This window comes from Corynebacterium sp. ACRPS, from assembly GCF_022346005.1.
Taxonomy (GTDB): domain Bacteria; phylum Actinomycetota; class Actinomycetes; order Mycobacteriales; family Mycobacteriaceae; genus Corynebacterium.
This window is the reverse complement of the sequence record NZ_JAKRMY010000012.1, coordinates 72,231-98,693: the sequence shown is the minus strand read 5'-3', so window position 1 is coordinate 98,693 and position 26,463 is coordinate 72,231. Positions and strand designations below refer to the sequence as shown.

Below are 26,463 nucleotides of genomic sequence, written 5' to 3'. Positions count from 1 at the left end.
TCTGGGCCACGGCCAAGCCGCCGGAAGAAGCCAAACTAGCACCAGTACAAAAACTCCGTGGACTCCCCGCCCAAAAAGCGGGGAGACTCCGCGTCCACAAAGTCCCTAGACTCCGAGTCCACAAAGTAGCTGGACTCCAAGTCCAAAAACCTCATGGACATAACATCGGAAACCTAGAGAGGCCCTAGCAGCACGGGGGATGAGTTTATTAAAGGCCGAAGGCGCCGCCGCTGACGAGGATGAAGGTACCCAGGCCGATCAAGACGATAGGGAACAGCACATGCTCCCAGCGTTCGAGAATCTCCGCGATGGGCGGACGGGTGGCCACGAACTTCGCCAACAGGACCAGGCCCGCCACCAGAATCAGAAAGACAACGCAGTAGATAATAACGGTGGCGGTATCCACGTTGAGAAAAACCGGGACATAGACGCCGATATTGTCGCCACCGTTGGCAAAGGTCACCCCGGCGACGGTCAAGACGCTTACGTTCTTTCCGCTGACTTTCGCGTCATCGTCGTCATCGTCTCCCCGCCAGGCTTGCCAGGCCGCCCACAGCCCCAGGGCCAGGGGGATTAGCCCGAAGTAGGGGATCGCCTCGGTGGGCAGGAAGGCATCCGCCCCTAGGGTGACCAGAATCGTGGCTGCGAGGATGCCCGCGAAACCAAGATACTGCCCGGCCAGGATCCGAAGTGTGGTCCCTGCTTGGCCGGCCCCACGGGCGAAGAACAGCGAGAGCACGATGATGTCGTCGATATTGGTGGCGATAAACAGACCAACCGCCCCCAGGAGACCAGTTACCACTTACCTGTTCCCCTCTCCGGTGGCACACCCGGGCACGTCACATGCCGAGTCAATACACGGGGCATTTTCGTCGGCAGCCAGAGTGGTATCTAGCAGTGAGTTCAACGCTTGGACAAGATGGGCGTCGACGATCTCGTAGCGGGTCTTCCTCCCCTGCGGTTCTGCGACCACAATTCCGCAGTCCCGTAGGCAAGTGAGGTGGTTCGACACATTTGACCGCGTCAGTTCCAGTTCCCGGGCGAGAGCGGCCGGGTAGGCCGGGCCGCCCAGCAGGGTCAGGAGAATACGGGATCGGGTGGGATCGGCCATCGCCCGACCCAATCGGTTCATCACGTCCAAGCGCGAAGCAATAGTCAGCATGTACTGGACTATACAGCGTCTGCTGAACTGTTGCAACGAGGGGCGAACGTCGGCCCGACGGTGATGTGTGGGACACCAGCATCCTTCGGTACTGTCTGTGTCGAATTCGTTCGTCTATGAACAGCAGGCTGCCGCAAGGGTCACTCAGGCGGCCGAGGCCTCTGTTCCGGACAAGGACAAGGAGCAATCCGCGGGGCTGCCCCCACGAGCGTCAAGAAGAAAGCGTAACTGGCCGGCTGTCAGGGACGCCACCGCCTCCCACCCCTGACATATTGCCTTAGGGGTGGCGGTAATTCGACCATCCGCAGCTTAGGCTTGGCCCTTCAGCCAACTCCTGTCGATGACCCGGTGTGCATAGGAGATCATCGCCATGGCGTCGAGAAAATCTTGTCCCTTTTCTTCCGATCCCAGACGTGCGCGATGGGCGCGATCGTTACGAAGGTGTCCGTAGATTCCGTTGAGTAGATGGATGAATCCGAAATGCTCGGCCTCATCTGCTGGGCTGGAGAAATCGTTTATGAATCGTGGCCCAGGGTTATTGCGTGTACCGAACACGTACTGAGTGAGCTTCTCTCCGTCAAGCGCGCAGTCTGCGGGCCGGATACGTTCCATCAGTGACTTTGTCGCTTCGGTTACAGCATGGAACATCGACTGATTAATCAGTTCTTCTTCACAAAATCTCAGCGCCTCGGGATGAGTGCCGCGCAAGACAAGCTTCTCTTTTATCCGCCTGGTCAGGGCGTCGGCGCCGATGACGCCTTCACCTGTAGGGACGATGTGCCCCTCCGCGGTGACGCTGAACCGATAGGTGCGAAGGATTGTGTCGACGTCGGAGATGATCCGTTGACGCTTCTGTGGCCCCTTCAAGAACCGGGCTGGAGCTAGAGCCTCTGAAACAAAACGTGCCAGTGGCCCGCTCGACTCAGCGGATTGTTGCTCGTTCATCAAGGCGTGGTAGGCGATATCAGTCTTGGAGGAAAAACCCTCGAGCACCGTGATACCGGCCGCGGCGAAGACATTATGCATCTCCGTAGCTGAGATTCCCTCCCCTCCTGCCACGAGTGCCTTGCAGAGTGCGCGTGTCAGAGCGGGGTTAGCAACTGGAAGGTTATTTTTAGAAAGCATGCTATGAATTTAGCGAGTGCGTCCCAGCATGTGTCACCGGATAGGGAAGAGTGCGCAGTTTCTGGCACGCTGTTTGAAGTGTCCCAGGTTTTGTTCCGTTTGAGTAGATGGGAAAATCTGGAACATGCCGAGAAAATTTGACCAGGATGCAAAGGACCGAGTGGTCCGTCTTGTAGAGGACCGCATCGTGGCGGAAAATATGTCGATGCACCCCGCGTGCCAGGCAGTAGCCCCAAAGCTGGGGGTTTCATGGCACACGGCTCGTCAATGGACTTAAGCCTGCCCGCCGTGCGGGAAACATCCCAGAACCTGTGCCTGAAAATGTGGCCGCCGAAAACGCGAGGCTGCGCCGTGAAAATCACCAGCTACGCGACACTAATGAGCTGCTGAAGGCCGCGTCAGCTTTTTCGCCTCATGACTCGACCCGAAACGTTAAGAAATGATCCGGTTCATCGATGACTACCGGAGCAGTTTCTCTGTCGAGTTCATTTGTAAGACGTTGAAGAATAACCGGGCTGGTGGGTTTATCACCTCGCGTGGTTATCGCCAGTTCAAGGCCCGTGGATTAAGCGCTCGTCGCCTTCGCGATACTATGTTGGTTGAACGCATTAGTGCTGTTCATAGAGATAATTACGGTGTCTACGGCGTGCGGAAAATGTGGCATGCTCTCCGCCGTGACGGAATCGATATCGGCCGTGAACACGCTACCCGACTGATGCGCCTGGCTGGCGTTTCTGGCAAAGGCAAAGGCGGATCACCAATCACAATCCGAAAAGCTAACGTGCCTGATTTGCGCCCAGATTTGGTCGAGCGTGAATTTAAAGCTCAAGGACCGAATAAGCTGTGGGTGGCCGACATTACCTACGTGCGCACGAAGAAAGGCTTTGTGTAGAACGTGAGCTGCTGTGCGTGGCAGGCCTCGGGTGTTACGTATGGATAACGGCCCGGAGTTCATCAGCCGTGAGCTGGCTAGTTGGGCTGCTAAGCAAGACACTGTCGAGGCGTTCATCCCACTGGGGATGCCATGGCATAACGGGTTTGTGGAGTCCTTCCACAACCGGCTACGCGACGAGCTGTGAGAGGACGAGATGTTCGACGACCCCGCCCATGCGTCGCGTTGCCTGCGACTGTGGTCGAAGCGCTATAATACCTATTATCCTCATTCGAGCCTAGGGTTTATCCCGCCGACTGAGTACGCCAACCAATGGCACCAAACCCAGGAAGGCACTCAAACCGCCCGGTCTTAAAAACCAGCCTGGCCCACCCGCGGACTTGATGATGTCTACCTCACTACCAGTGATGCCCATTTAGGTATCCAGCACGCGATTAGTGACGTGTTACTGAATGCGTCCTGGCAACGATGTCGAACCCATTTCGCCAAAAACCTATCGTCGATGGTGCCCAAGACGCAGTGGCCAACCCTATCGGCGATGTTTCATACGGTACTCCAGCAGCAAGATTCGGAATCGGTGTGGTCCCAAGCCACAGAGGTCGTGGCGTTTTGCCAGCAGAAGTTCCACACGTTGCTAACTACCTGGAAGAAGCCCTCGACGAACTATTGGCGTTTACAAACGCGCTGGCATCAGTGTGGAAGAAAGACTGGCCGAATAATCCCGCTGAACGGCTCAATCGTGAAATCTGGTGACGTACAGATGTCGTCGGCATCTTCCCCAATCTTGACGCTGTGGTGCGCCTTGTCTGTGCGGTCTTGGCTGAACAACATGATGACTGGATTCAGCAAAACCGCTACATGTCGCTAACGAGCCTGGAACAGACCAAAGCGTTGATCACCGTCAACGTCATTGACGCTGACACCTCCAAGGAAGTCGCGTGAACCAGTTAGAGCACCGGGTACGTGCTGACCCCCTGAGCCCATAACACTGCTTGTTTCAACGAAAGGCAGAAACACCACTCAAACAGACTTGACCAGCGGCCTAGCGCCAGCCCATGGTCATGAGCAGGCCAATGAGGGCGAGGCCGAAGCCAATCCCGTAGTTCCAACCGCTGAGCTCCGCCATGAAGGGGATGGATTCACCGGCGAGGTAATTGACCACGAGCCACAGCAGGCCAATGACCATCAGGCCAAGCATGATGGCCACGTACCATTTCGGGGTGCCTTCAGAGTTGATTTTGACCGGGGTGCGGTTTGCCCCAGAAGAGCTCGATACCTGGGTGGCAGAGCTCTGGGTGATCTTTGACTTTGGCATAAGAGACCTTCTCTAGATTTCAGTTCTTATCTCAGTGCTTACTGATGAATTACGATACCAGCAGCTATGGCTGCGGCAGGAGCGCCGAGGCTTCGAATTTCCAGATGCGAACCTCCACGTCCTGATCCTTGCGGATGGTATCGCCGGGATTAGTGGACGCCCAACCGATCTTATTGCTATCGACCAACGCGCCGGTGGGAATTGGCTCGCCCACGCGCAGCTCGCCATCCCAGCCCGCCTGACGCAGGGCATTCTCGGCTTGTCCTTGGTTCTTGTGCATGATCTCTGGTGCCTTCATGAGCATCCCATTGGATACCTCAATGGTGACAGTCTGGCCCTTTTCCAGCTGAGCGCCCTGGTTGGAGACGTTAAGCACGGTGCCTTCCGGCTCTAAGGAATCGACTTCCCGGACATTGACGTCGAAGTCATTGGCTTCGAGGCGGCTGCGCGCATCCTCCTCGTTCAAGCCAGCGACATCAGGAACGCGCTTCTTTTCGATGCCCTTAGACACCGTCACCCGGACCTTTGATCCCTTGGACAATTGGGTACCACCCGCGGGGTTCTGCTGAATTACCTCGCCGGCGGGGGCCTCATCATTGCGCTCAGAAATATCCGAGTTCAGCTCCAAGCCTGCCTCTCCCAAAACCTGCGCGGCCTGATCCAAGTTCATGCCGGTGATATCTGGGGCATCGATGATTTCCTTGCCGGAAGAAACGGTCAAGGTCACCGAGGCATTCTTCTGCAATTCCGAACCAGGGGCCGGATTAATGCGAATCGCATTATTGCGATCGATATCGGGGTTAGCTTCCTCGTTCACGGTGACGAGAAGTCCCAAGTCCTCGAGCTCCTTGACCACTTCATTGCGCGGGCGGTTTTCTACCTCCGGCACGATGACGCTATTGTGCTCCGCCACCTCGGTTTGGTTTCGACCGTTCCGGTTATCGTCATCGTCGCTACTCCAGAAATCCCAGGCAAAATAGCCCAAGATGGCGATCAACAGCGCGACGAGAAGCAGCGCGAGCCACTTCATCCAGCCGCCGCTTTCGTCCTCTTCGGTAGGACGCGTCGATTCGATCGGTGCCCGGTGGGACGCAGCCGCAGGGGCAGTAGAAGTGGCCGGTGCGGGCATCGCCGTCGTGGCATCATCTTCGTTTACGTGCATGCGAGCAGCATTGGTGACCTGGCCACCCCGCAGGCGGTCCAAATCGCCGGCCATCTCCCAGGCGGACTGGTAGCGGTCCGCGGGGTGCTTGGCCATCGCGGTCAGTACCACCGCATCGATATTGACCCGCTGGGTGGGGGTCAACGAGGGATCATCGATAAGCTCCGAAGGCGGGGTCGGTTCCTCCTGCACGTGCTGGTAGGCCACGGCAAAGGGGGTTTCGCCTTCGAATGGGGTGCGGCCGGTGAGCACCTCGTACATGACGCAGCCCAGCGCATAGACATCGGAACGCGCATCGGCGTGTTTGCCGCGCGCCTGCTCCGGGGAGAGGTACTGAGCGGTACCGATAACGGCAGAAGTCTGGGTCATCGCTGAAGTTGAATCGTCCAATGCACGAGCGATGCCAAAGTCCATCACCTTCACCTGGCCGGTGTTGGTGAGCATGATATTCGCCGGTTTGATATCGCGGTGAATGATTCCCGCCTCATGGGATGCCTGCAGAGCCTCAGCAACCGGCTTGAGGATTTCCGCCGCCTCTTGGGCGGGCAGCGGGCCATCTTCGCGAATAATATCGCGCAGCGTGGCCCCGTTGACCCTTTCCATGACGATATATGGGATGGTCATGCCATCCATCTCGGTCTCACCGGTGTCATACACCGCCACGATATTGGGATGGTTTAATTTGCCTGAGTTCTGTGCCTCGCGGTAGAAGCGCTCGCGGAAGTTGATATCGCGAGCCATCTCCGTGCGCAGCATTTTTACCGCTACTTGCCGGCCTAAAGTGGTGTCTTCTGCGGCAAATACCTCGGACATGCCGCCGGAGCCGATGATCTCACCGAGCCGGTACCGGTCATTGACCATGGCTTAGTCACCATCCTGTCTTAATAAATCAGATAAATCCCCAGGAAGTTCATCGGGCTGTGAGTTTACTGTGTTTTTCTGCTCAGGTGTATTTTCGACGTGCGTCTCCTGCGGCTGGCGCTGCTGGGGCTGACGCTGCTGCGTCGGAGCATTCGGACGCTGCTGGTTTCGCGTCGGAGCCTGCTGGTTCGGGGTCTGCTGCTGCCGGCGATTATCACGCGGCGCCTGATTGCCTTCCTGATCCGTGGGTTCTGTCTCCGTTACCGTCACTTCTTGCGGCGTCTCGTTCGTACCTTCGTCCTCTTCCAGGGTTTCTACCTGCGTGGTTGTGGGATCCCGGTATTCGGTGACCACGGAAGTTTCCTGGGTAGACGAAGGCTCGCTGTCGCCACCCTCGCTACTCATGAGGTTCATGATGGCGTAGCCGGCCGCGGCAAGCAGGGCGATGGCCGCGACGATACCCAGACCCTTGAGGAAAGACTTCCCGCCCTTCGAATCATTGACCGGAGCTGGTGCTGCCTTGCGTTGCGGCGCGGAAGCACTCGCCGCCGTCCCCGCCGCCGGATGAATGGTGGTGGGCTGGGCGACATCGGCAAGCATCTCGGTCGACGCCGAAGGCGAAGGCTCTGGGGCCTGCTGGTGGGGCGGAATGGACTTGGGCTGCGGCGGGCGCTTGCCCAGGCGCACATCGGATACCGCGACCGTGAACTCATTGCCATCGGCATAGCGGGTATTGGGATCCTTGCGCAGAGCGATGCGGATGAGCTCGCGCGCCGGGGCACTGATCGTGGTCGACAGCGGTTCAGGCTCTTGGTTGATGTGGGCAAGAGCAATGGACACGGAGGAATCGCCCGAAAAGGGGCGCTTGCCGCCGAGCATCTCGTAGCCTACGACGCCGAGCGAATAGATATCCGAGGCAGGGGTGACCTCCTTGCCCTGCGCTTGCTCAGGCGAAACGTACTGGGCGGTACCTACCACCATGCCGGTGCGCGTGAGCGGTACCGAGGCAGCCGCCTTGGCGATGCCAAAGTCCGTGATCTTTACCTGCCCATTCTGGGTAATCATCAGGTTGCCGGGCTTAATATCGCGGTGCACCAAGCCCATCCGGTGGATAATGGATAGGCCATGGCCCGCCTGCTCAAGCACGTCCAGCGCGAGTTCTTCTTGCAAGGTGTTCTCGCGCGCGAGCAGATCCGCGAGGGATTCGCCCCGCACGTATTCCAAGGCCATGAAGCAGAACTTGCGGCCATTATCTTCCAGCTCGCGGTAGTCATACGTGGCCACCACGTTATCGGACTGGATAGATTCAGCGGATTCCGCTTCATTGCGGAAGCGGGAGAGGAATTCCTGGTTATCAGAAAACTCCGGCCGCAAAACCTTGATGGCTACTTCGCGGTCATTACGAGTGTCATCGGCAAGCCACACCGTGGACATGCCACCGTGGCCAATGATCCACTGCAGTTCGTAGTCGCTGCCGATGAGTTCCTGGAGATGGTCTTTGTTCTCGGTATTCTTCATTACTGTTCCCCCTGGTATGCGCTCAGGATGGCACGACCAATTGGGCCAGAGACTCTGCCGCCCGTTGCGGATTCGCCCAAGTTACCGCCGTTCTTGACGACGACCCCGACGGCAATATCGCGGTCCGGATCAAAGGCCACGTACCACACGTGCGGAGCCAAGCCTTCGCCGTGCTCGGCGGTACCGGTCTTGGATGCGAAGCCATTGCCGTCGTAGCCCCACGAAGAACGCTCGGAGGCAAACATCAAGTCCTTAATGGTCGATGCAGTCTCTTCCGTGACGGCCTCGTCGGCCTTCTTGGGCTTCGTAGTGCGGATTTCCTTCATCTGGGCATCGGTAATGCGATTGACTAGGTAAGGCTCCATGCGCGTGCCCTTATTGGCCACGGTGCCGGCCATGACTGCCGCCTGCAACGCGCTCATGGTGACATCGCGCTGGCCGATGGCCGATTGCGCCGTCGCCGCACCATCCGGAAGGTCACCCAAGGTACCCGCGGAAGAAGAGACACCCAAGTCGTACTTCTTGCCGATGCCGAAAGCCTCCGCGTACTTGCGCAGCTCATCCGCGCCGATCTGCTCAGACATCTGCACAAATGCGGTATTACACGAGAGTGCGAAGGCGGTCTGCAGAGTCACGGAATCCTGACCGTTGCACTTTTCATTGCCGTAGTTCGTCAGCTCCGTGACGGTATCCGGCAAGGTAATCACGTTGGAACCGGTGAGGCTCGACGAAGGGTTGTATCCATTATTCAATCCGGCTGCAGTCGTAATGATCTTGAAAATAGATCCCGGTGGCAAGGTATCCGCCGCTGCGTGATTGACCAGTGGCTGACCGGCCTGTTCCTGCAAACCTGTCCAGGCCTCATCAGCGGACTCGCCCACCAGTGAATTAGGGTTAAAGCCTGGGTTGGAGGCCATGGCCAAGATCTTGCCCGTCGACGGCTGGATGGCCACAGCCGAACCTTCGTATCCGGGACCCGCCAACTGGTCATACGCGGCCTGCTGCAATGCCGGATCGATGGTGACTTCTACATTGGCTCCCTTGGTGGGCTTATTCGCGATGGTATCGAGCCAATGCTGCTTGAACAGGGAATCATCCGTGCCATTGAGAATTTCATTTTGCGAAGATTCCAATTCCGAAGCACCAAATTGGCTGGACAAGTAGCCAGTGATATTGCCAAAAGCGGGCGAATCGATGGGATAAGACCGGGAGTAGGTCTCATCAGGATTTTCCGTGGATTGCGCCAGCACCGTATTCCCGGAATAGATCTGGCCGCGCGGGGTGTTCTGCAGCTCAATAAACCCGCGCGAGTTCTTAGCATTATGCGCGTATTTATCGTCCGAAAATGCCTGAATGACCGTCAGGTTCACCAACAGAACCGCGGTCAAGATGATGGCAAATAGGGATACTAGGCGGATGGATTTGTTCATCGGTAAGCCTCCTGAACCGACGGGAACATGGAGGTGTCACTCGGAGCATTGCTCGAGTTCTCCTGCATGGGTCGGCGAGCTGCGTTAGAGATCCGCAGCAAAATCGCCAACAGTACATAATTAGCCATGAGAGAGGAACCACCGGCGGACATGAAAGGAGTGGTCAAGCCGGTCATCGGCAGCAGGGCGGAAATGCCACCGGTGACGACGAAGACCTGTACCGCCAAAGTAAGAGAAAGGCCTGAAGCGACCAGTTTGCCGTACGTATCGCGGGTACGCAACGCGGTATTGAATCCGCGGGTCACCAACATGCCAAAGAGGATCAAAACGGCAGCTAGACCAATCAACCCCAATTCCTCACCGATGGCGGCGAGGATGAAATCTGAGTGTGCCACCGGCACCAATTCGGGGTGTCCTTGGCCCAAGCCGCTGCCGGAAATGCCGCCGGATGATAAGCCAAAGAGGGACTGGGACAGTTGGAAGCCAGTGACATCATAATTTGCTAGCGGATCCAAGAAGTTGGAGAAACGCTGCTGGATCTTTTCAGAAACTTGGTAAATGCCAAAGCCGCCGATACCGACGAGGATGAGGCCGATAAATAGCCAACTGACCCGGCCGGTAGCCATAAATAGCATGCCCAGCACCGTGCTGAAGAGCAGCAGCGCCGGACCAAAGTCATTGGAAATTCCCATGATGATGATGGCGATGGCCCACACGATGAGAATGGGGGCGAGGTCGCGCAAGCGGGGCAGGGAAATCCCTAGGAAGCGATACCCAGCCACAGTAAAGAGGGACCGCTTCTGCGTCAGCAGCATGGCAAAGAATAAGATCAGCATGATCTTGGAGAACTCACCCGGCTGGATGGAAAAGGGCCCGAAATTCAGCCAAATGCGAGCTTCAACGTCATCAGGTTGTGGCCACACCAACGGCAGCGCCAACAGTACGAGGCCAGCCGCGCCCAAGATATAGGAATAGCGGGTGAGTGACCGATGGTCCTTGACAACCGCCAGGACCAGCACAAAGAGCACGAGGCCAACGACGGTCCACATGACCTGGCGGACCGCGAGACCCCGATCATTGACCAAATCCAGGCGGGCCAAAACGATAAGCCCAATGCCATTAAGGATGGCAACGATAGGCAACATGATCTGGTCCGCGTAGGGCGCCAAGAAGCACATTGCCAAGTGGGCAATGGTAAAGACACCAATGAATCCACCGATGAGGTAGATCAGGTCCGTCGTGAGCGCATTATCTTGCGACAGCTCCAAACTGACCAAGGTAATGGCAAAGACAGCCGCGGCGAGAATAAGGAGGCCGAGTTCGATTCTTCGGCTAAAAAACTTCTGCATCAGCTACACCTCCCTACAAGTGACCCCAGGTTTGTTTTCCTTGGTGTCTTTATTATCTTTTTGGCTCGGCGCAGTGATACATGGCTTGAGTGCCTTTTCACCCAGGTCATTAATCTGATCCTGAACCTCGCTCAGATCACCGGCGGAAATGTGGTTGACCGCGCCGCGCTCAGACTCGGGCAGGTCAGAGACCTTCAGCGGGGTGAAGTCTCCCTTGCACTTCTGTGCAGAAAACAGCAAAAAGTTCTTGTCATTAATGCACACGTATTGGTGCGTGGAGCTTAAATCCTTGCCAAATACGGAATAATCCGCGCCCTTCAGGATGGTGATTTCCTGGGCATCGTTGGTCTCGGCGTAGTAATTATTGGACAAGAAGTTCTTGACCCACAGCCCCGCGCCGATAACGAGCGCCAAGATGATGATGAGCGCGATGAGGACCTTCCACCCGACTTTTCGTCGAGAAGGCTCGTCCTCTGCCTCTTCTTCATCGGAGTCCTTAGCCGCATTGTCTTCATCGGCCATGACGGCCGGCGGAATCACCTGGGGTTTACGGGTGAGTTTGGCGGCGCGTGATGCAGAAGAATCCGGGTGCGTGGGTTCTTCTACCGAACCTGCCAACGCACCGACGCGGAATGGTTCGTGGGTGGCGGGTTTTTCTTCCGTAACCTCACCGATGACGACCGTGACATTGTCCGGTCCGCCCGAACGTATGGCGAGATCCACGAGGGTGGAGCCCGCTTGTTCGATGCTTCCCTGGCCAAGGGCAGTCTCAATCGTGGAAGCCGTAACCGGGTCCGAAAGCCCATCCGAGCACAGCAGGATGCGGTCTCCCGCCTTGGCTTCGAACGTGAAGAGCGTCGGCTCCACCGCACGGCCGGTATAGGCCTTCAAGATGAGGGACTTTTGTGGGTGGGAAGAAACATCTTCTGCAGCCAGCTCGCCCTTATCCACCAAGGACTGCACATAGGTATCGTCCTTGGTGATTTGCTCGAGCTTGCCATCGCGCAGCAAATAAGCGCGCGAATCGCCCACATGGCAAACACCAAAGGTGGTGCCATTGAACAGCATCGTGGACAGCGTCGTGCCCATGCCTTCGGTCTCAGGGTGGGCGGTGACGTGCTCGCTGATGGCCTCATTGGCGTCATCGGCAGCAGCCGCAAGGAGCGCCTCCGTGTCCTCCTTACCCGGATCCTGATCCAAGATTTCGAGGTGGTTGACCATGAGTTGGGAGGCGACCTCACCCGCGGCATGCCCGCCCATGCCATCGGCCAAAATCAGCAGGTGGGATCCGGCGTATCCGGAGTCCTCATTATTTCCGCGGATAAGCCCGCGGTCCGACTTGGCAAAAAAGTTTAGCTTCAGTGTCATGCGTTCAACCTCACGGTAGTGCGGCCTAGCTTAATTTCGGAGTTCGCGCCGACTACCTCAGGTTGGTCGATGCGCACACCATTGACGAGGGTTCCGTTGCGCGATTCCAAATCCTCCACTACCCACTCGCTGCCGCGGCGAAATAGGCGTGCATGATGGCCGGAGGAGTAATCATCCCCAGTGACAAAATCACAGTCGGCGGCACGTCCCAAGGTACATTCCTCGAGCGTGCCCAAATCCATGTGGGATCCCTGCAAGGGGCCCTCCACAATAGAAAGCTGCTTTACCGCAGCGTGACTGCGCGGGGACGCACCCATTTTTGACGACTGTGGCATAGCACCTGCGGATTTATTGGTATCCCGCCGCATGGCATTCAAGGCCACCAGGACAAATACCCACAAAAGAGCCAATAAGCCGATGCGAAGCGCCAGCATGATGACTGCATCCATGGCGGCCTCCCTTCCTCAGTGTGAATTAGTAACTATGCGAATCAAGGCCCGTAATGCGGACCTCGACGTGGGAATGGCCCATGGTGATCACATCGCCATCGGCAAGCAGCCAGTTATCAATAGGAGTGTCATTGACCGTGGTGCCATTGGTGGACTGCAAATCCACCAATACGGCATCTTCACCGTTCCACGTGATTTCCGCATGCTGGCGGGACACGCCCGTATCCGGCAGGCGCAAATCCGCATCATTGCTGCGGCCAATAATATTTGACCCTTCCTGCACGTGGTAGACGCGGGAAGAGCCATCCTGCAACATCAAATTGACAGCGGGGCCCTGCGTTTGCGGCGCGGGTTGGTCATCTTGCGCAATGAAAGCGGTAGTAGCTGCGTCATCCGCATTATTTTCGTGCGGGTTGGTCATCTGGTCCTCCTGACCATCAAAGTCGTGGAAAATCGCCTCGAAACCGGTCTCTTCTGTGGGCTCGTGATCTATAAACGAGGACACACGAAGCTGGCCCGTGCGCAGGCCCGATTCCTCCGCTATCCGCACAATGACGGGACCAGCGAGGGACCATCCGTTATTGCGGATAAAGCGAGATAATTGGTCTGCGCAATCGGCAGGCAAATCGGGGTCTTGCGACAAGTTCTCCAAATCCTTGGAGGAGACACCTACAGTCATGACATTGGGACTATAGAGTTTGTCATCGTCCCCGTGGCCGAGATTGTCCTGGGCTTCTTGCTTCAAAAGCTCATCAATCTCTGCAGGAACGACCTTGCCGCCGAAGACAAAAGCCATGCCGTTATCAAGGCCGCGTTGCATAGCGGAATCGAGCTTCGCCAGCCTTTCTAAAAACGCCACGAATTTTGCTCCTTTCCGCTATACAGCGATCAGTAGTGATCAGTAGTAGCCATTATAGTTTGTATACCCCTTTCAAACGTAGACGGCGGCGCGAAAGTTCCTAGTTTTTCGCCATTAAATGCGCAAAATAATCCGCTTTTCCTGCTGATTTGTAATTGTATGCACTCCCTGTGCTATCTTTATCTAGTCGCACTGACAACCACACCCTGCCCGGGTGGCGGAATTGGCAGACGCGCTGGCTTCAGGTGCCAGTGTTCGATAAGGACGTGCGGGTTCAAGTCCCGCCCCGGGCACAAAGAGCAGTTGAACAAACTGCGACACCGGAGGTAACAAACTCGAAAGGGTTCGTGACCTTCGGTTTCTTTGTTTTTCTGAACTTTGGCGGTTGAGGATTGCAAGTGTGGGAATTTACATCCTAACTCCCGCTCTCTTCTGTCGAACTCTTGTTTTCGATGGTGTCAACAAGTCATTTTGCTTGTTATTTTGATCTGACGTTCTGGCTTTAGCTCCCGCTTCGGGGCAATTGGAATCCTCCAACTGAGATGTTTTCCTTGGGCTGTTGGAGGATTTCCTAGTTGTTGAATCCCAATTTAAGAATTAAACGACTGGGCTGACGCGGAACAGGTTTCCATCAGGGTCGGCAACTACGAAGGTGCGGCCGAAGACGTCATCGTCGGGTGGCTGCACAATTTGGACTCCTTTTGATTGGTGCTGTTGCAAAGTTGGGCGGAGAGTAGCGAAGACTCAGTTTCTCATTCCCTGATGGCCGCTGCGTGTGGGCGTTGTTAGGCCGTCTCGAAGACCCTGTTGACGATCACCGCGTCCGGGTTCGGTTGCCCGTGAGGTCAAACACAGTGCCTTGCCCTTTCCGCAATGAGTGCATCGCCTCCATCCCTTTCAACGTCCGATATGCAGATGTCCGGTTCTTAAACGTACCTTTCGGCCCGAGGATCCGCTTCAGTCGACCATGGTCGCCTTCTAGGATGTTGTTGAGGTATTTCACCTGTCGGTGTTCCACTGTTGGCGGGCAGGTTCCCCCTGACTTCAACTCGGCGATTGCCCTGGCTAGGGAGGATGCTTTATCGGTGTTGATCACTCTGGGATACCCGGCTGACGCATTGTATCTGAGAGCCTTGGCCAGAAAACGTTTCGCTGCGGCCACGTTCTGCTTCGGAGAGAGGTAAAAGTCCAGGGTCTGGCCACCGGCGGGGATCGCCCGATAGAGGTAGCACCACCTGCCGCCGATCCGGATATAGGTCTCACCACCCGCCAGGAACTGGCCTGCCAGTCAGGTACCTGCCGGTACCACCGTGTTTGCTTGTCCAGCTCAGGGGCGTATTTCTGGACCCAGCGGTAGATCGTGGTTGATCAACCGGCACACCCCGCTGAAGTCATCATTTCCTCCAAGTCTCGGTAGCTCACCCCTAGCGGCAGTACCACCGCACTGCCCACAGAATGACGTCACGGGGGAAATGACGACCGGAGAAGATACCCATGGCTGTGATTATTTCACGTCGCTCTTCCTACTGCCCCAACTTTGCAACAGCACCCAAAGCCCTGGAATGAACTCCTGTCACCAGGGTCATTCCAGGGCATATTTCCCTGACTAAGAGAAGCAGTGACACAGAAGGTCTACCTCAGCGTGGGCCCTGTGGGCGTGCAGGTTCCGTGTGTGGCTGGTGTGCTGCGGCATGGTCGGCAGCGATTGATGACCGACTCTGGAGCGGGTGCCTTGTCTGGTCTCGCGGTTCAGGGTGGGTGGACTATTCGGCGGGTTGGATCTCGCTCTCGGTGACCCACTTGTGGTTGGTCATCGTCATCCCGTCGACGGTGAGATCAACCATGTAGACCGTCTCCTCGGTGGAGTAATCGATGGTGGCCTCAGCACCCTTCATGCCGGACATGTGCTCGGCATCCAGGACAACGCTCGCCCCGTCGGGCAGGGGGGCCTGACCCGGATCGACGAGCTCCTCATGGACGACCCAGCGGTGGTCGGTAACCGGGGCCCCACCCTCGGCGGGGGTGTAGCTGACCGAATAGGTCGTGGTGTCAAACGCCCCGGAAATGGTGGCGGTGGCCCCGTCCATGCCGGGCGTGTGGTCAGCGGTGAGGATGACCTCGGTGCCCACCGGGTACGTGGGATCCTCGGCCTCTTCAATGCCTGCCGGCGGTGCCCCGCCGTCGGCAGGGTGGTCGTGCCCGCCGTGCTCTTCGTCGGCAGTGGTGGTGTCTTCCTGGTGGGTCTCGTTGGTCTCTGCGGTTGCCGTCGTGGTGCTGGTGGTGTCGGCATCGTCGGAGTTGTCGGTGGCGTCGCTGCAGGCGGTCAGCGCCAGGGTGGAGGTCAGTACCAAGGCGGCGAGGGTAATGCTGCGTTTCATGAGCGTTCCTTTCAAAGGTGGTGTGAGTTAGGGGTCGAGAGACAAGGTCAGTCAGTAACGGTTACGGGGGATATCGACCTACTGTGTTCCTCCTTCCCGTCGGTCGGAGCCAGGTGAGCCGGCTCCAGATCAATGCGGCGCAACAGCTGGGCGTTCAGGGCCACCACGATGGTCGAGGCAGACATCAAGATCGCGCCCACGGCCGGGGACAGCACGAACCCGATCGAGGCGAGCACTCCGGCAGCCAGCGGCACGGCGAGGATGTTGTAGCCAGAGGCCCAGATCAGGTTCTGGATCATCTTGCGGTAGCTGGTCTGGGACAGCTCAATCATCGACAGCACTGCCCGCGGGTCATCACTGGCTAGGACCACCCCGGCAGATTCCATGGCCACATCCGTGCCGGCACCAATGGCGATACCGACGTCCGCGCGGGTCAGAGCGGGGGCGTCATTGACACCGTCACCGACCATGGCCACGCTCAAACCCCGGTCCTGCAGCTGCGTGACCTTGGTGTCTTTGTCCTGGGGCAGGACCTCGGCGAAGACCTCATCAATGCCTAGGTCCTGACCAACCGCCTGGGCCACCTGTTGCGCGTCGCCGGTGATCATCGCGACCTTCACCCCGCGTTCCTGCAGGGCTTTCACAGCGGCGCGGGATTCGGGGCGGATCTTGTCCTCGACGGCCACCGCACCGATGATCTGACCGTCGCGGACAATATGGAGCACACCGGCCCCACGCCCGGTCCAGGCACTGGTGGTGTCGGTGAGCTCGGCCGGGGTGGTGAGGTTGAACTCGCGCAGCATGTTCGGCCCGCCCACGAGGATCTCAGCGCCATCGACAGTGGCCCGGACTCCCCGGCCGGAGGCGGCGTTGAAACCAGTTGCACGGATTTGCCGACGGGAGGCCTCGGGATGGGCGGCCGCGGCCGCCACGATGGCGCGGGCCACGGGGTGCTCGCTGTCGGCCTCCGCAGCGGCGGCCAGGGCCAGTAGCTCGTCCTCGGTGACGCCGACAGCTGCCGCGACACCGGTGACCGCGTGCGCACCCTCGGTCAGGGTGCCGGTTTTGTCGAAGAGCACCACGTCGATGGTGCGCATCCGCTCGAGCGCCATCCGGTCCTTGATGAGCACCCCGGATTTCGCGGCCCGCTCGCTGGAGATCGCAATGACCAGCGGAATCGCCAGGCCCAGGGCGTGCGGACAGGCGATGACCAGCACCGTAACCGTGCGCACCACGGCATCGTCCGGGCTGCCGATGATGGTCCACACCACCGCGGTGATCAGAGCGGAGATCAGCGCGAACCAGAACAACAACGCCGCCGCCCGATCCGCCAGGGCCTGGGCCCGGGAGGAGGACTCCTGGGCGTCGGCAACCATGCGTTGGATCCCAGCCAGGGCGGTGTCCCCGCCGGTAGCCTCCACCCGGATGCGGACGGTGTTGTCGGTGGCCACAGTACCGGCGACCACCTTGTCACCGGTGTCGCGGAAGACGGGACGGGATTCGCCGGTGATCATCGCCTCATCGAATTCGGCGGCTCCGTCGAGGATGGTTCCGTCGGCCGGCACCCGGGCACCGGCCCTCACCAGAACGACGTCGTCGACGACCAGCTCGGAGATGGCCACGGTGCGGGTGGTCCCGTCGATGACTTTCTCGGCCTCATCCGGCAGCAGGGCAGCCAGCGCGTCAAGCGCGGAGGACGCGGCCCCGAGAGCGCGCATCTCCAGCCAGTGGCCCAGCAGCATGATGGTCACCAGCAGGGCCAGCTCCCACCAGAAGTCCAGGTCAAAACCACCCAGCCCCAGAGTGGTGACCCAGGAGGCGACAAACGCCACGGTGATGGCCATGGCGATCAGGAGCATCATCCCGGGTTGGCGGGATTTCAGTTCTTTCCATGCGCCCTTGAGGAAAGGCGTTCCGCCGTAGACGAAGATGATCGTGCCCAGCACCGGGGGGATCCAGGTGGATCCGGGGAATGCCGGGAGGTGGTAGCCAAGCAGGTGGGCGACCATGGGGCTGAAAATAACGACGGGAATGGACAAAATCAGCGACCACCAGAAGCGGTCCCGAAACATTGCGGTGCTGTGTCCGGCGTGTTCGCCGTGACCATGAACGTGGTGGTCTTCGTCCGGGGCGGAATGCGGGTGATCGTGGGGCATTGCCTGGCCGTGGGGGTCGGCATCTGCGTGGTGTTCGTGGCTGGCATGATCCGGGTGGTGGGTGTGGTCTGTTTCCGGAGCGGGGTGATCACCATGGTGATCACCCGAATGGTGGGGAGTGCTCATGACGTTCCTTTCGCTCAACCCGGTCGGGGTCGAGATGATGGGTAAAACTGATCAGGATAAGACGGTGTAGCCGACCTCCTCGATGGCCCGGCGAACCATCTCCGGAGGTACGGCACCGGTGACCGTGATGGTGGAAACTCCACCAGCAGCGAGATCAATCTGGACGTCGTCGACCTGGGGGAGGGCCTGAAGGGCCTGGGTCACGCTTTTCGCGCAGTGCCCGCAGGTCAGGCCGGTGACCTGGTAGCTAGGGGAGGACCCTCCTGCTGACGAGTCGCTGGTGGCAGGGGTGGAGGCGGTGTCGGCACGTGAGGCAGGTCCGCAACAGCTGCAGCCGTGGGAGGCCATCGGCAAGAGGCGGGGCGGGGAGGTGATCATGGGAAAGCTCCTACGAGTCGGTGGGATGCGGCGATGCCACTCTCTAGCATATACCCACCAGGGGTATATTTTCAATGGGTGGAGGGCGCGGCTCTCATGCGGGGCAGGGTGTGGTCACCGAGCAGCCTCCTCACTGTCGGGAGGGGACAGCGGGAGGCGGAGGGCAAACACCGCTCCGCGACCGGGTCCGGGGGAGGTGGCGGTGAGAGTGCCGCCGTGGGCCTCGATCAATGCCTTGGAGATGGTCAGACCGATACCGGCCCCGCCGTCGTCCCGGCTGCGGGCGGCATCCCCCCGGTAGAAGCGTTCGAAGATGTATCTGAGCTGGTCAGGCGGGATGCCCTCGCCGTCATCGGCGACGTGGATGAGTGCGGTGGACGCCCCCTGTCGGTGGACGCTGATCCGGACCTGCCCGCCGGCCGGGGTGTGTCGTAGCGCGTTCGACAGGAGATTGCTCATCACCTGGCCGAAGCGTTGCCGGTCCACGAGCGCCCGGGCGGTGTGTGTAATGGTCTCGATCTGTAAATCGACGCCTTTGTCAGCATAAGCTTCCCCCGCGGCAGCAGCGGCGGTATGGAGCAGATCCCCGAGCCCTTCCTCCGCCAGGTCCAAATCGATCCGGTGTTCCTGGGCCCGGGAGACATCGTCGATGTCTTCCATCAACCGGGTCAGGCGGGTGAGTTGGTCAGCCATGATCGTGTGGGTGGCATTATTCCAGTCCACGACCCCGTCCTGGAGACCATCGAGGTAGACCGTGAGCACCGATAAGGGGGTGCCCATTTCGTGGGCCAGATCAGAGAGCATCTGGCGGCGGACCTGTTCGGTGTGTTCCAGCCGATCGGCCATGGTGTTGAAGGCATGCGCCAGGGTGGTGACCTCGGGGCCTGCTTTTCCGGCGGGCACGCGGATACGGGAGTTGCCGGCCGTCAGGCTGGTAGCGGCGCGGGTGAGATCCTGCAGGGGGGTGCGCAGACGACGCGATAACCACAGGCTGGCCAGCAGGGCGCTGATCAAGGCGGTGGGCAGGGCGACGGCCAGGGTGATCAGGTTGGCGCCCCGGTAGGCCTGCTCGGCATGGAACAGCTCCAGCGAGGGGTCCTCCTGGCCGGTCATCAACATATGATCATGGAACAGGGTCGGACCCACCGTCGTGGCCACGGCCGCGGCCACCAGCAGGCTAATCACCACGACCAACACCTGGGCGGCCAGGAAGCGGAAGGTCAGGCCGGGTCCGTGATTCATGGTTGCCCCACCCGGTAGCCCACGCCACGCACGGTGTCGATAAACCCCCGGCCCCGGGTGTCGGTGCCGAGCTTGCGACGCAAGTTGCCGATGTGGACATCGACGATGCGTTCATCACCGACCCAGGTGGTGTCCCAGACCTCGGTGACCAGGTCGTGGCGGGTCAGCACCTGGCTGGGGCGCAGGGCCAGGGCAACCAGCAGCTCGAACTCCGTGCGGGTGAGCTCCACGGTCGTCTCCCCCACCCGCACCTGATGGGCGACGGGGTCAAGGATGAGGTCACCAACGATCAAGGGGGTGGTCACCTGCGGTGGGGTGGTGCTGGTGCGCGGGCGGCGCAGCACCGCATGCACCCGGGTCACCAGTTCCCGGATGCTAAAAGGTTTGGTGATGTAGTCATCCGCCCCCAAGGTCAAACCGCTGATCTTGTCGTCCTCGCTGCCACGCGCGGTGAGCATGAGGATGTAGCAGTCCGAGAAGGTGCGGATCCGTCGGCACACCTCCAGGCCGTCGAGTTCGGGCAGCCCCAGATCCAGCACCACAACATCAGGGGAAAAGCGACGAGCCTCGTCCACGGCCTGGGTGCCGGTGTGAGCCTGGCGGGTATCGAAGCCGGCCCTGATGAGGTAGGAGGCCACCATCTGAGCCAGGGGTTGTTCATCATCGACGACCAGCACCCGCCCCGGGGGCGTGGCGGTGGTCGGTGTGCGGTCAGCCATAGGCCCCAGTATTGCTCCGGTCAGGGGGGAATACCACCCTCGCTCAGTGCCCGGCGGGGCAATCTTCATCAAATCTTCAAACATCACCCTTCGACTGCCGTCACCCTTGTGCCCCACCCCGGGCCGGCGGCATCGCCTCCCCTGGTCGGTTCAGCAGGCGCCACCAGGGATTTCACTGCCTGCACCGCATACCCGGGGCGGGTAGAAGGACATCGCCCACGGCTGTGGGGTGGTGTCCCGGTGGTGACCCAGCCCACCGAATCCACCCCCTTTTCGCCCTGTTATAAGGCTGTGAGCAGGGCTTTTGATTTCTAGTCCGTCAGGCACCCGTGCTAGATAAAGGTATGACATCGACCTTGAGGCGGTGTCTTCTCACGGTCTTACCACGATCCAAGGAGATTGACGTGAAACGAGCAGCGATCGCAGCCGCCGCCCTTGCCCTCGCCCTCACGGGGTGTTCGGCCGCCGACCCGGAACCCACCGCCGACGGGACGGTGTCCCGGGATACATTCCTGACTACCCATGGCCTGGCCGCCATGGACGCGGTGGAGATCATTGATCACCTCGACCGGCAGAAGGTCACTGAGCGTCCCACGGATCTGATCGCTTCAGTGCGTGCCGATGAACTGCTGCTCTCGAGCGATGACCAGGAAGTCGTGGTCGATCTTCCCGACAATCAGACGTATGTCTCGATCGCGCCCTATCTCACCTCCACCCACGACTGCTTCTACCACAGCCTCACGACCTGCCTGGGGGAACTCGACAATGAGGATATCCAGATCACGATCACCGATGAGGCGACCGGTGAGGTGCTGGTGGACGAGGCGACAACCACCTTCGACAACGGGTTTATTGGCTTCTGGCTTCCCGATGATGCCACCGGCCTGATTGAGGTCAGCTACCAGGGGCGTACCGGCACCGCGGAGTTTTCCACCGCCGACGATGGTGTCACCTGTGTCACAGACCTGCACCTGACGTGATGGCTCAGCAGGGTCCTCACCTGCGCCTGTCTCCCGTGTCACTGAAATCTAACACCAAGGAAGGTTAAATCATGATGAACGGATTTTCCCGACGACAGTTTCTGCTCGGCGGGCTCGTCCTCGCCGGCACCGGGGCCGTGGCCGCCTGCACCAGCGACCCTGGACCCGCTGCCTCGGCACCAGGTTCCTCTCTTCGCCCCACTCCCACCCCCACTGCGCTCGGTGAGCCGACGGTGCGCCGGACACTGACCGCCCGGCCCCTCTCTCTGGATATCGGCGGCATCGAAGCCAAGACGTGGGGGTACGTCTCTGACACCGGGGATGCGGCCATTGAGGCCACCGCCGGCGACGTCCTCCAGGTCGATATCACCAATGAACTTCCTGAGAGCACCTCCATCCACTGGCATGGTATCGCACTCCACAACGCAGCCGACGGTGTGCCCGGCATGACCCAGGACCCCATTGAACCTGGCGAGTCTTTCTCCTATGTTTTTGAAGTCCCCCACAGTGGCACCTACTTCTACCATTCCCACTCCGGCCTGCAGCTTGATCGCGGCCTCCACGCCCCACTGATCGTCCGTGACCCGCAAGACGCTGAGGACCAGGACGTCGAGTGGACCATCGTGCTCGACGACTGGGTCGATGGCATTCAGGGCACTCCCGACGATGAGCTCGACAAGCTCACCGGAATGGGTTCAGGCGACCATAACGGGAAGAAGGGAATGGGAGGTCACGGCCAGATGATGCACGGCACCCCGGACCGGGTACTGGGCGGGGATGCTGGCGATGTGATGTATCCGCACTACCTCATCAACGGACGTATCCCCCGTGCTCACCGGACCTTCGAGGCTCGCCCGGGCGACAAGGCCCGCCTGCGGTTTATCAACTCCGGCGGTGACACCATCTTCAAGGTGGCCCTCGGTGGTCACCGCATGACCGTCACCCACACCGACGGCTTCCCCGTCCAGCCTCGGGAGACCGAATCGATCTACCTGTCGATGGGCGAGCGTGTCGACGTCGAGGTCATCCTCGGCGACGGCATCTTCCCGCTCACGGCTTTGGCGGTGGGTAAGGACGACCGCGCCTTCGCCGTCATCCGCACCGCCGGCGGCCAGGCCCCCCACCCCGATGTCGACTTCCCCGAGTTGTCGTCCACCGGACTGCTTCTGTCCTCCCTGAAGCCAGCAGACCGTGCACTCCTGCCCGAGGACACACCAGACCGAGAAGTCAGTATCGACCTGGGCGGGCAGATGATGCCGTATGAATGGAGCATTCTCACCGACGGCCAATCCTCCTCCGCGACCGTGCAGGAGGGCCAGCGCCTGCGGATGGTCATGCGCAACAGAACCATGATGCCCCATCCCATGCACATCCACGGCCACACGTGGGCGCTGCCCGGCAGCGGCGGGCTACGCAAGGACACCGTCCTTCTCCGCCACGGTGAAACCATGATCGCCGACCTGATCGCTGACAACCCCGGTGAGTGGGCATTTCACTGCCATAACGCCTATCACCTGGAAACCGGGATGTTCAGCTCGCTTCGCTACGAGTAACCCCCACAGCAGGGTTGAGTGCCGAGGTGGGCGGGGGTGTCCCCCGAGTAGTGGACACGGCGTTGGTGTGAAGTGTCCCAGGTTTTGTTCCGTTTGAGTAGATGGGAAAATCTGGAACGTGCCGAGAAAATTTGACCAGGATGCAAAGGATCGTGTGGTCCGTCTCGTGGAAGATCGCATCGTGGCGGAAAATATGTCGATGCACCCCGCGTGCCAGGCAGTAGCTCCAAAGTTGGGGGTTTCATGGCACACGGCTCGTCAATGGACCCAGCAGGCCCGCCGTTCGGGAAACATCCCAGAACCTGTGTGTGAAGATTTGGCCGCCGAAAACGCGAGGCTGCGCCGTGAAAATCACCAGCTACGCGACACTAATGAGCTGCTGAAGGCTGCCTCAGCTTTTTTCGCGTCGGAACTCGACCCAAAACGTCGGAAATGATCCGGTTCATCGATGAATACCGGAATCGTTTCTCTGTCGAGTTCATCTGTAAGACGTTGAAGAAAAACCGCGCTGGTGGGTTCATCACCTCGCGTGGGTATCGTCAGTCCAAGGCCCGTGGGGTAAGTGCTCGCGGCCTTCGTGATGCTGTGCTGGTTGAACGCATTAGTGCTATCCATCGGGATAATTACGGCATCTACGGTGTGCGGAAAATGTGGCATGCTCTTCATCGTGACGGAATCGATATCGGTCGTGAACAAACCGCGCGGCTGATGCGTCTAGCCGGTGTATCAGGCAAAGGCAAAGGCCGCTCGCCTATGACCACTCGCACACCTCAAAGGCCGGATTTGCGCCCGGACTTGGTGGAGCGAGAATTCAAAGCCGAAGGCCCGAACAAGCTGTGGGTGGCTGATATTACCTACGTGCGCACGAAGAAAGGCTTTGTGTATGCCGCGTTTGTCACCGATGTTTACTCCCGACGGATCGTTGGGTGGGCGTTATCAGATTCCATGCGCACCGAAGCGTTGCCGCTGCAAGCTCTCAACCAGGCGATCGCGTCTGCTGAGGAAACAACAGGTCTCATTCATCATTCGGATCACGGCTCGCAGTATGTCAGCGTTGTCTACAACGAGCGTCTTGCCCAGCACGGGATTGCCGCTTCCACCGGAACTGTTGGCGACTCCTATGACAATGCTCTGGCGGAAAACGTTAATGGTTCCTACAAAAACGAGCTGATCCATACTCGCAGGTGGAATGATGTTATCGAGGTAGAAATTGCGACGTTTGAGTGGGTGTCATGGTGGAACGAGGTAAGGCTCCACCAAAGCTTGGGATACCGAACCCCAGCCGAGGTGGAAACCGAGTTTTGGAAGCAGAACCCGCCACAGGCAATAATAGAAATCAAGGCAAATGCCTAGGAACAAAACTCGGGGCACTTCATTCCTTGGCGGAGTATGCAATGCCATTCAGGTGGCCGCACTGCGAATCATCGTGGTGGGAACCGTACCTGATGGGGTGAAGCCCAAAGCCCTTTCTACGATGGGATCGATAAATAGCTCTGCGATGCTTATCGGATACATTATCGGGGCGCCTATCGTAAGTGCCATCGGCCCGGCAGCGGCACTTGCCGTATCCGGAATTGGAACCTCGGTGCTTACAGTAGGGCCAGTCCTGAAACACCGTTTGCAATGATTTCCATGCGCGCACCTAGTTGCTGTTTTTCTTTTTCTTCGTGCGCAGCATGTCCATGCTCATTACGGCGCCGATGATGGCGGCGTGCTGTTGCTCGTTGAGGCCTGGCGCGATCCGCAGGAGATACGTGTTTTTACCCATGAAGTAGTTGCCCATGCCGGTCCATTTATTGGAGACATCGGCAAGCTGGCGATCCTGGGAGGTGATGGTGAGGTTCCAATCCCAGAAATCGCCGTGCACTTCGACGTCGGCAAAGCCCCCCATTGTTAATTCCATCTTGGTTTTGAACATGGAGAAGCGCTTGGTGATAACGGCCATGGGCTGTTCAATTCCCGGTAGGTGTACCTCGTAGGTATCCCGCAAAAAATTCGGCGGATCCGAGATCGTCATGACTGTTTGTTGGGGGTTGCCTTCGGCATCCGTGAGTGCGACCTCCAAGCTACGGGAGGGTTTAAACACCATCTCCTTAAGGCTGGTGGATTGCACGATGGTGCCCACTGGGGTCCCGTTGACATCAGAAATCATGAATCGATCCTTGAGGAGGGACTTGGTCTGGGAAATGATCAGCTCGTCGAGCGTGAATAATTTTTGCATCATGCCAACCAATGTATGGCAGTGGGCGTTTTTAATCCTCCTTCCTTGGGATGGTTTTTTCTTTTTCCTGTGCTTCGTGGGCCTCTTCGTAGGCCCGTGCGCGGTGGGCGGTCATGGTTTGTGCAAAAGTCTGCACCCAATTCTTATTCTTTTCCGCCAGCGGGCCGGAGGGCTCGGTGACGGTCCAGGTGCCGTCCTCGAAGAACCAAATAATGTCCCGGGTGTGCGGATCCATGACGTAAAAGGCCCGGCCATCGGTCTTTATGTTGTGGTGGTGTTGGCACAGGCACGCAAGGTTTGCGGGAGTCGTCGGCCCGCCATCCGCGTGGTTGATGCGGTGATCCTTCTGGCACACCGTGGCAGGGCGGTTGCAGCCAGGGTAGCGGCAGGTGCCGTCGAATCCTTCGAGGTAGGCTGCCATATCCGGCGGGGTGACATATCCCTTTACCTCTTTATCCGGGTTCAGTTCCCGGATCTTGGAGTAGGGCAGGGCGTTGGAGCGCGCCGGGTCGAGCCACCCAACGGATTCAATGAATGCGGGGGAGTTGGGGACATCGGTTGCCTTGTAGGCATTCAGGATGACCTGGGGTGCTTCGGTATTGCCGGTGAGGAGGGAAATGGCGGCATCGGCAAGCGAGCAATCCAGCTTGAGCGCAGTCTCCTTGATGCACTTATCTACGCACGCCATCACCGAGGGATCCGCGCTCAGCGTCATTGCTGCGGTATTGTTTCCCCAATTCTCCATGGTGTAGCGCGGCTGGGTCGGCCCCTTCTTGACCGCAAGGGTGTCATCTTCGAGGTTGATGAGCTCGTTGATCTTCCTTTTAATCTGCGCTTGCGTCCGCATGGCCTGGTTGGCGCGGGTGGGGGTGAGGTAGGCGGTGAGCTGCTCATCGATGCGCGCGACTACCTCCGGGGCCGGGTTGCCCAGGCGGTTAAGGGATTTATTGATGGCAATGAGGCGGTCTAAATCTAAGTGGTAAAGCTGGTGCTGCAGCTCTTTCAGCTGCGGGAGCTCTTCTAGGCGATACAGGGCCATCAGAATATGGCCGATTCGCCCCTGATTAACTCCGGTGGTGCGGTAAAGGGATTGGGTGACTAATTCGAAATCAGAATCGAGATCGGGGATCTGTTCAGTCCAGAACTCGTATTCAGATTTTCGCATCTCAAAAGCTAAGCGTGTAGTGGGGTCTTTGGTGTTGGTCGTGGAAAAGTATGGA

25 protein-coding genes, 1 tRNA gene and 3 pseudogenes are annotated in these 26,463 nt (G+C 58.9%); 9 read left to right on the top strand and 20 right to left on the bottom strand.

Translation table 11 applies throughout. From position 1 onward, the window contains the following. Positions 1 to 208 precede the first annotated feature (208 nt). The 3 genes from MHX65_RS08645 to MHX65_RS08635 all read right to left on the bottom strand — a co-directional run bounded on the left by MHX65_RS08645 (position 209) and on the right by MHX65_RS08635 (position 2,287). Positions 209 to 802 (bottom strand): cadmium resistance transporter, encoded by a 594-nt coding sequence (locus MHX65_RS08645; RefSeq protein ID WP_239269705.1) that lies wholly within the window; start codon positions 800 to 802, stop codon positions 209 to 211. Then, the gene (gene cmtR, locus MHX65_RS08640) at positions 803 to 1,162 is read right to left on the bottom strand and encodes a Cd(II)/Pb(II)-sensing metalloregulatory transcriptional regulator CmtR (RefSeq protein WP_023024707.1); all 360 of its coding nucleotides are present in this window, start codon (positions 1,160 to 1,162) and stop codon (positions 803 to 805) included. 309 nt (positions 1,163 to 1,471) lie between these two features. Beyond that, positions 1,472 to 2,287, bottom strand: coding sequence for a TIGR02391 family protein (locus MHX65_RS08635; RefSeq protein ID WP_239269704.1), 816 nt, complete (start codon positions 2,285 to 2,287; stop codon positions 1,472 to 1,474). A gap of 78 nt (positions 2,288 to 2,365) precedes the next feature. On the opposite strand from MHX65_RS08635, the pseudogene MHX65_RS08630 reads away from it, so the two are divergent. From MHX65_RS08630 to MHX65_RS11665, 5 genes and pseudogenes are all read left to right on the top strand, one after another. After that, a pseudogene (locus MHX65_RS08630) lies at positions 2,366 to 2,564 on the top strand (hypothetical protein). 162 nt (positions 2,565 to 2,726) lie between these two features. After that, the gene (locus MHX65_RS08625; protein WP_239269703.1) at positions 2,727 to 3,179 is read left to right on the top strand and encodes an IS3 family transposase; all 453 of its coding nucleotides are present in this window, start codon (positions 2,727 to 2,729) and stop codon (positions 3,177 to 3,179) included. 40 nt (positions 3,180 to 3,219) lie between these two features. After that, the gene (locus tag MHX65_RS08620; RefSeq protein WP_239269702.1) at positions 3,220 to 3,366 is read left to right on the top strand and encodes an integrase core domain-containing protein; all 147 of its coding nucleotides are present in this window, start codon (positions 3,220 to 3,222) and stop codon (positions 3,364 to 3,366) included. A gap of 234 nt (positions 3,367 to 3,600) precedes the next feature. After that, a pseudogene (locus MHX65_RS11670) lies at positions 3,601 to 3,807 on the top strand (transposase); the annotation flags it as partial. 188 nt (positions 3,808 to 3,995) lie between these two features. After that, positions 3,996 to 4,121 (top strand): hypothetical protein, encoded by a 126-nt coding sequence (locus tag MHX65_RS11665; RefSeq protein WP_441303173.1) that lies wholly within the window; start codon positions 3,996 to 3,998, stop codon positions 4,119 to 4,121. Positions 4,122 to 4,221: 100 nt separating this feature from the next. On the opposite strand, the gene crgA is transcribed toward MHX65_RS11665, so the two are convergent. The 8 genes from crgA to MHX65_RS08575 form a co-directional block, all read right to left on the bottom strand. After that, complete coding sequence (gene crgA, locus MHX65_RS08610) at positions 4,222 to 4,494, bottom strand: cell division protein CrgA (protein WP_023024716.1); 273 nt, start codon at positions 4,492 to 4,494, stop codon at positions 4,222 to 4,224. Positions 4,495 to 4,558: 64 nt separating this feature from the next. After that, positions 4,559 to 6,517: a Stk1 family PASTA domain-containing Ser/Thr kinase gene (gene pknB, locus MHX65_RS08605; protein WP_239269701.1), complete on the bottom strand. Its 1,959-nt coding sequence runs from the start codon at positions 6,515 to 6,517 to the stop codon at positions 4,559 to 4,561. Positions 6,518 to 6,520: 3 nt separating this feature from the next. Continuing rightward, positions 6,521 to 8,035 carry a serine/threonine-protein kinase gene (locus MHX65_RS08600; protein ID WP_239269700.1) on the bottom strand — a complete coding sequence of 505 codons (1,515 nt, stop codon included), beginning with the start codon at positions 8,033 to 8,035 and terminating at the stop codon, positions 6,521 to 6,523. Beyond that, entirely contained in the window at positions 8,035 to 9,465 is a 1,431-nt protein-coding gene (locus MHX65_RS08595; RefSeq protein WP_239269699.1) for a peptidoglycan D,D-transpeptidase FtsI family protein, read from the bottom strand. Before MHX65_RS08595 ends, MHX65_RS08600 begins: the two co-directional genes overlap by 1 nt. Further along, positions 9,462 to 10,814, bottom strand: a complete 1,353-nt coding sequence (locus tag MHX65_RS08590; RefSeq protein ID WP_239269698.1) for an FtsW/RodA/SpoVE family cell cycle protein — start codon at positions 10,812 to 10,814, stop codon at positions 9,462 to 9,464. The genes MHX65_RS08595 and MHX65_RS08590 overlap by 4 nt, the downstream gene beginning before the upstream one ends. Before the next feature lie 3 nt (positions 10,815 to 10,817). Then, positions 10,818 to 12,182, bottom strand: coding sequence for a PP2C family protein-serine/threonine phosphatase (locus MHX65_RS08585; RefSeq protein ID WP_239269697.1), 1,365 nt, complete (start codon positions 12,180 to 12,182; stop codon positions 10,818 to 10,820). Beyond that, complete coding sequence (locus MHX65_RS08580; protein ID WP_239269696.1) at positions 12,179 to 12,631, bottom strand: FHA domain-containing protein FhaB/FipA; 453 nt, start codon at positions 12,629 to 12,631, stop codon at positions 12,179 to 12,181. The genes MHX65_RS08585 and MHX65_RS08580 overlap by 4 nt, the downstream gene beginning before the upstream one ends. A gap of 25 nt (positions 12,632 to 12,656) precedes the next feature. Further along, positions 12,657 to 13,490 carry a DUF3662 and FHA domain-containing protein gene (locus MHX65_RS08575; RefSeq protein ID WP_005276103.1) on the bottom strand — a complete coding sequence of 278 codons (834 nt, stop codon included), beginning with the start codon at positions 13,488 to 13,490 and terminating at the stop codon, positions 12,657 to 12,659. Between the two features lie 208 nt (positions 13,491 to 13,698). Between MHX65_RS08575 and MHX65_RS08570 the strand changes: the two genes are divergently transcribed. After that, positions 13,699 to 13,783, top strand: a tRNA-Leu gene (locus tag MHX65_RS08570). A 304-nt stretch (positions 13,784 to 14,087) separates the two neighbouring features. On the opposite strand, the gene MHX65_RS08565 is transcribed toward MHX65_RS08570, so the two are convergent. From MHX65_RS08565 to MHX65_RS08535, 7 genes and pseudogenes are all read right to left on the bottom strand, one after another. Beyond that, a complete protein-coding gene (locus tag MHX65_RS08565) occupies positions 14,088 to 14,210 on the bottom strand; it encodes a VOC family protein (RefSeq protein WP_005276107.1) in 123 nt (40 codons plus the stop codon). Positions 14,211 to 14,275: 65 nt separating this feature from the next. Continuing rightward, positions 14,276 to 14,986: pseudogene (locus MHX65_RS08560) on the bottom strand (IS6 family transposase). 267 nt (positions 14,987 to 15,253) lie between these two features. After that, the gene (locus tag MHX65_RS08555) at positions 15,254 to 15,868 is read right to left on the bottom strand and encodes a YdhK family protein (protein WP_239269695.1); all 615 of its coding nucleotides are present in this window, start codon (positions 15,866 to 15,868) and stop codon (positions 15,254 to 15,256) included. Positions 15,869 to 15,915: 47 nt separating this feature from the next. Then, positions 15,916 to 18,150: a copper-translocating P-type ATPase gene (locus tag MHX65_RS08550; protein WP_239269694.1), complete on the bottom strand. Its 2,235-nt coding sequence runs from the start codon at positions 18,148 to 18,150 to the stop codon at positions 15,916 to 15,918. A 51-nt stretch (positions 18,151 to 18,201) separates the two neighbouring features. Continuing rightward, entirely contained in the window at positions 18,202 to 18,528 is a 327-nt protein-coding gene (locus tag MHX65_RS08545; RefSeq protein ID WP_239269693.1) for a heavy-metal-associated domain-containing protein, read from the bottom strand. A 114-nt stretch (positions 18,529 to 18,642) separates the two neighbouring features. Beyond that, positions 18,643 to 19,770, bottom strand: a complete 1,128-nt coding sequence (locus MHX65_RS08540; protein WP_239269692.1) for a sensor histidine kinase — start codon at positions 19,768 to 19,770, stop codon at positions 18,643 to 18,645. After that, positions 19,767 to 20,489 (bottom strand): response regulator transcription factor, encoded by a 723-nt coding sequence (locus MHX65_RS08535; RefSeq protein WP_239269691.1) that lies wholly within the window; start codon positions 20,487 to 20,489, stop codon positions 19,767 to 19,769. Before MHX65_RS08535 ends, MHX65_RS08540 begins: the two co-directional genes overlap by 4 nt. A gap of 404 nt (positions 20,490 to 20,893) precedes the next feature. Here MHX65_RS08535 and MHX65_RS08530 point away from each other — a divergent pair, with 404 nt between their 5' ends. From MHX65_RS08530 to MHX65_RS08520, 3 genes are all read left to right on the top strand, one after another. Then, on the top strand, positions 20,894 to 21,469 hold the full coding sequence (locus MHX65_RS08530; protein WP_239269690.1) for a CueP family metal-binding protein: 576 nt from the start codon (positions 20,894 to 20,896) through the stop codon (positions 21,467 to 21,469). A 71-nt stretch (positions 21,470 to 21,540) separates the two neighbouring features. Then, positions 21,541 to 23,022, top strand: coding sequence for a multicopper oxidase family protein (locus MHX65_RS08525; RefSeq protein WP_023028062.1), 1,482 nt, complete (start codon positions 21,541 to 21,543; stop codon positions 23,020 to 23,022). 118 nt (positions 23,023 to 23,140) lie between these two features. After that, a protein-coding gene (locus MHX65_RS08520) for an IS3 family transposase (RefSeq protein WP_239269689.1) occupies positions 23,141 to 24,375 on the top strand; the annotation gives its coding sequence in 2 pieces (ribosomal slippage) (positions 23,141 to 23,429 and positions 23,429 to 24,375; 1,236 coding nt in all). A 289-nt stretch (positions 24,376 to 24,664) separates the two neighbouring features. On the opposite strand, the gene MHX65_RS08515 is transcribed toward MHX65_RS08520, so the two are convergent. Next, positions 24,665 to 25,246 carry an LURP-one-related/scramblase family protein gene (locus MHX65_RS08515; RefSeq protein WP_239269688.1) on the bottom strand — a complete coding sequence of 194 codons (582 nt, stop codon included), beginning with the start codon at positions 25,244 to 25,246 and terminating at the stop codon, positions 24,665 to 24,667. Positions 25,247 to 25,274: 28 nt separating this feature from the next. Beyond that, positions 25,275 to 26,408 (bottom strand): HNH endonuclease signature motif containing protein, encoded by a 1,134-nt coding sequence (locus tag MHX65_RS08510; protein ID WP_239269687.1) that lies wholly within the window; start codon positions 26,406 to 26,408, stop codon positions 25,275 to 25,277. Positions 26,409 to 26,463: the final 55 nt, after the last annotated feature.

What these genes read in the sequence shown, in the direction of transcription:
- cmtR (WP_023024707.1), bottom strand. Translation starts at nt 1,162, where the DNA reads ATGCTGACTATTGCTTCGCGCTTGGACGTGATGAACCGATTGGGTCGG.
- MHX65_RS08635 (WP_239269704.1), bottom strand. Translation starts at nt 2,287, where the DNA reads ATGCTTTCTAAAAATAACCTTCCAGTTGCTAACCCCGCTCTGACACGC.
- MHX65_RS08625 (WP_239269703.1), top strand. Translation starts at nt 2,727, where the DNA reads ATGATCCGGTTCATCGATGACTACCGGAGCAGTTTCTCTGTCGAGTTC.
- MHX65_RS08620 (WP_239269702.1), top strand. Translation starts at nt 3,220, where the DNA reads ATGGATAACGGCCCGGAGTTCATCAGCCGTGAGCTGGCTAGTTGGGCT.
- crgA (WP_023024716.1), bottom strand. Translation starts at nt 4,494, where the DNA reads ATGCCAAAGTCAAAGATCACCCAGAGCTCTGCCACCCAGGTATCGAGC.
- pknB (WP_239269701.1), bottom strand. Translation starts at nt 6,517, where the DNA reads ATGGTCAATGACCGGTACCGGCTCGGTGAGATCATCGGCTCCGGCGGC.
- MHX65_RS08600 (WP_239269700.1), bottom strand. Translation starts at nt 8,035, where the DNA reads ATGAAGAATACCGAGAACAAAGACCATCTCCAGGAACTCATCGGCAGC.
- MHX65_RS08595 (WP_239269699.1), bottom strand. Translation starts at nt 9,465, where the DNA reads ATGAACAAATCCATCCGCCTAGTATCCCTATTTGCCATCATCTTGACC.
- MHX65_RS08590 (WP_239269698.1), bottom strand. Translation starts at nt 10,814, where the DNA reads ATGCAGAAGTTTTTTAGCCGAAGAATCGAACTCGGCCTCCTTATTCTC.
- MHX65_RS08585 (WP_239269697.1), bottom strand. Translation starts at nt 12,182, where the DNA reads ATGACACTGAAGCTAAACTTTTTTGCCAAGTCGGACCGCGGGCTTATC.
- MHX65_RS08580 (WP_239269696.1), bottom strand. Translation starts at nt 12,631, where the DNA reads ATGGATGCAGTCATCATGCTGGCGCTTCGCATCGGCTTATTGGCTCTT.
- MHX65_RS08555 (WP_239269695.1), bottom strand. Translation starts at nt 15,868, where the DNA reads ATGAAACGCAGCATTACCCTCGCCGCCTTGGTACTGACCTCCACCCTG.
- MHX65_RS08550 (WP_239269694.1), bottom strand. Translation starts at nt 18,150, where the DNA reads ATGAGCACTCCCCACCATTCGGGTGATCACCATGGTGATCACCCCGCT.
- MHX65_RS08545 (WP_239269693.1), bottom strand. Translation starts at nt 18,528, where the DNA reads ATGATCACCTCCCCGCCCCGCCTCTTGCCGATGGCCTCCCACGGCTGC.
- MHX65_RS08540 (WP_239269692.1), bottom strand. Translation starts at nt 19,770, where the DNA reads ATGAATCACGGACCCGGCCTGACCTTCCGCTTCCTGGCCGCCCAGGTG.
- MHX65_RS08535 (WP_239269691.1), bottom strand. Translation starts at nt 20,489, where the DNA reads ATGGCTGACCGCACACCGACCACCGCCACGCCCCCGGGGCGGGTGCTG.
- MHX65_RS08525 (WP_023028062.1), top strand. Translation starts at nt 21,541, where the DNA reads ATGATGAACGGATTTTCCCGACGACAGTTTCTGCTCGGCGGGCTCGTC.
- MHX65_RS08515 (WP_239269688.1), bottom strand. Translation starts at nt 25,246, where the DNA reads ATGATGCAAAAATTATTCACGCTCGACGAGCTGATCATTTCCCAGACC.
- MHX65_RS08510 (WP_239269687.1), bottom strand. Translation starts at nt 26,408, where the DNA reads ATGCGAAAATCTGAATACGAGTTCTGGACTGAACAGATCCCCGATCTC.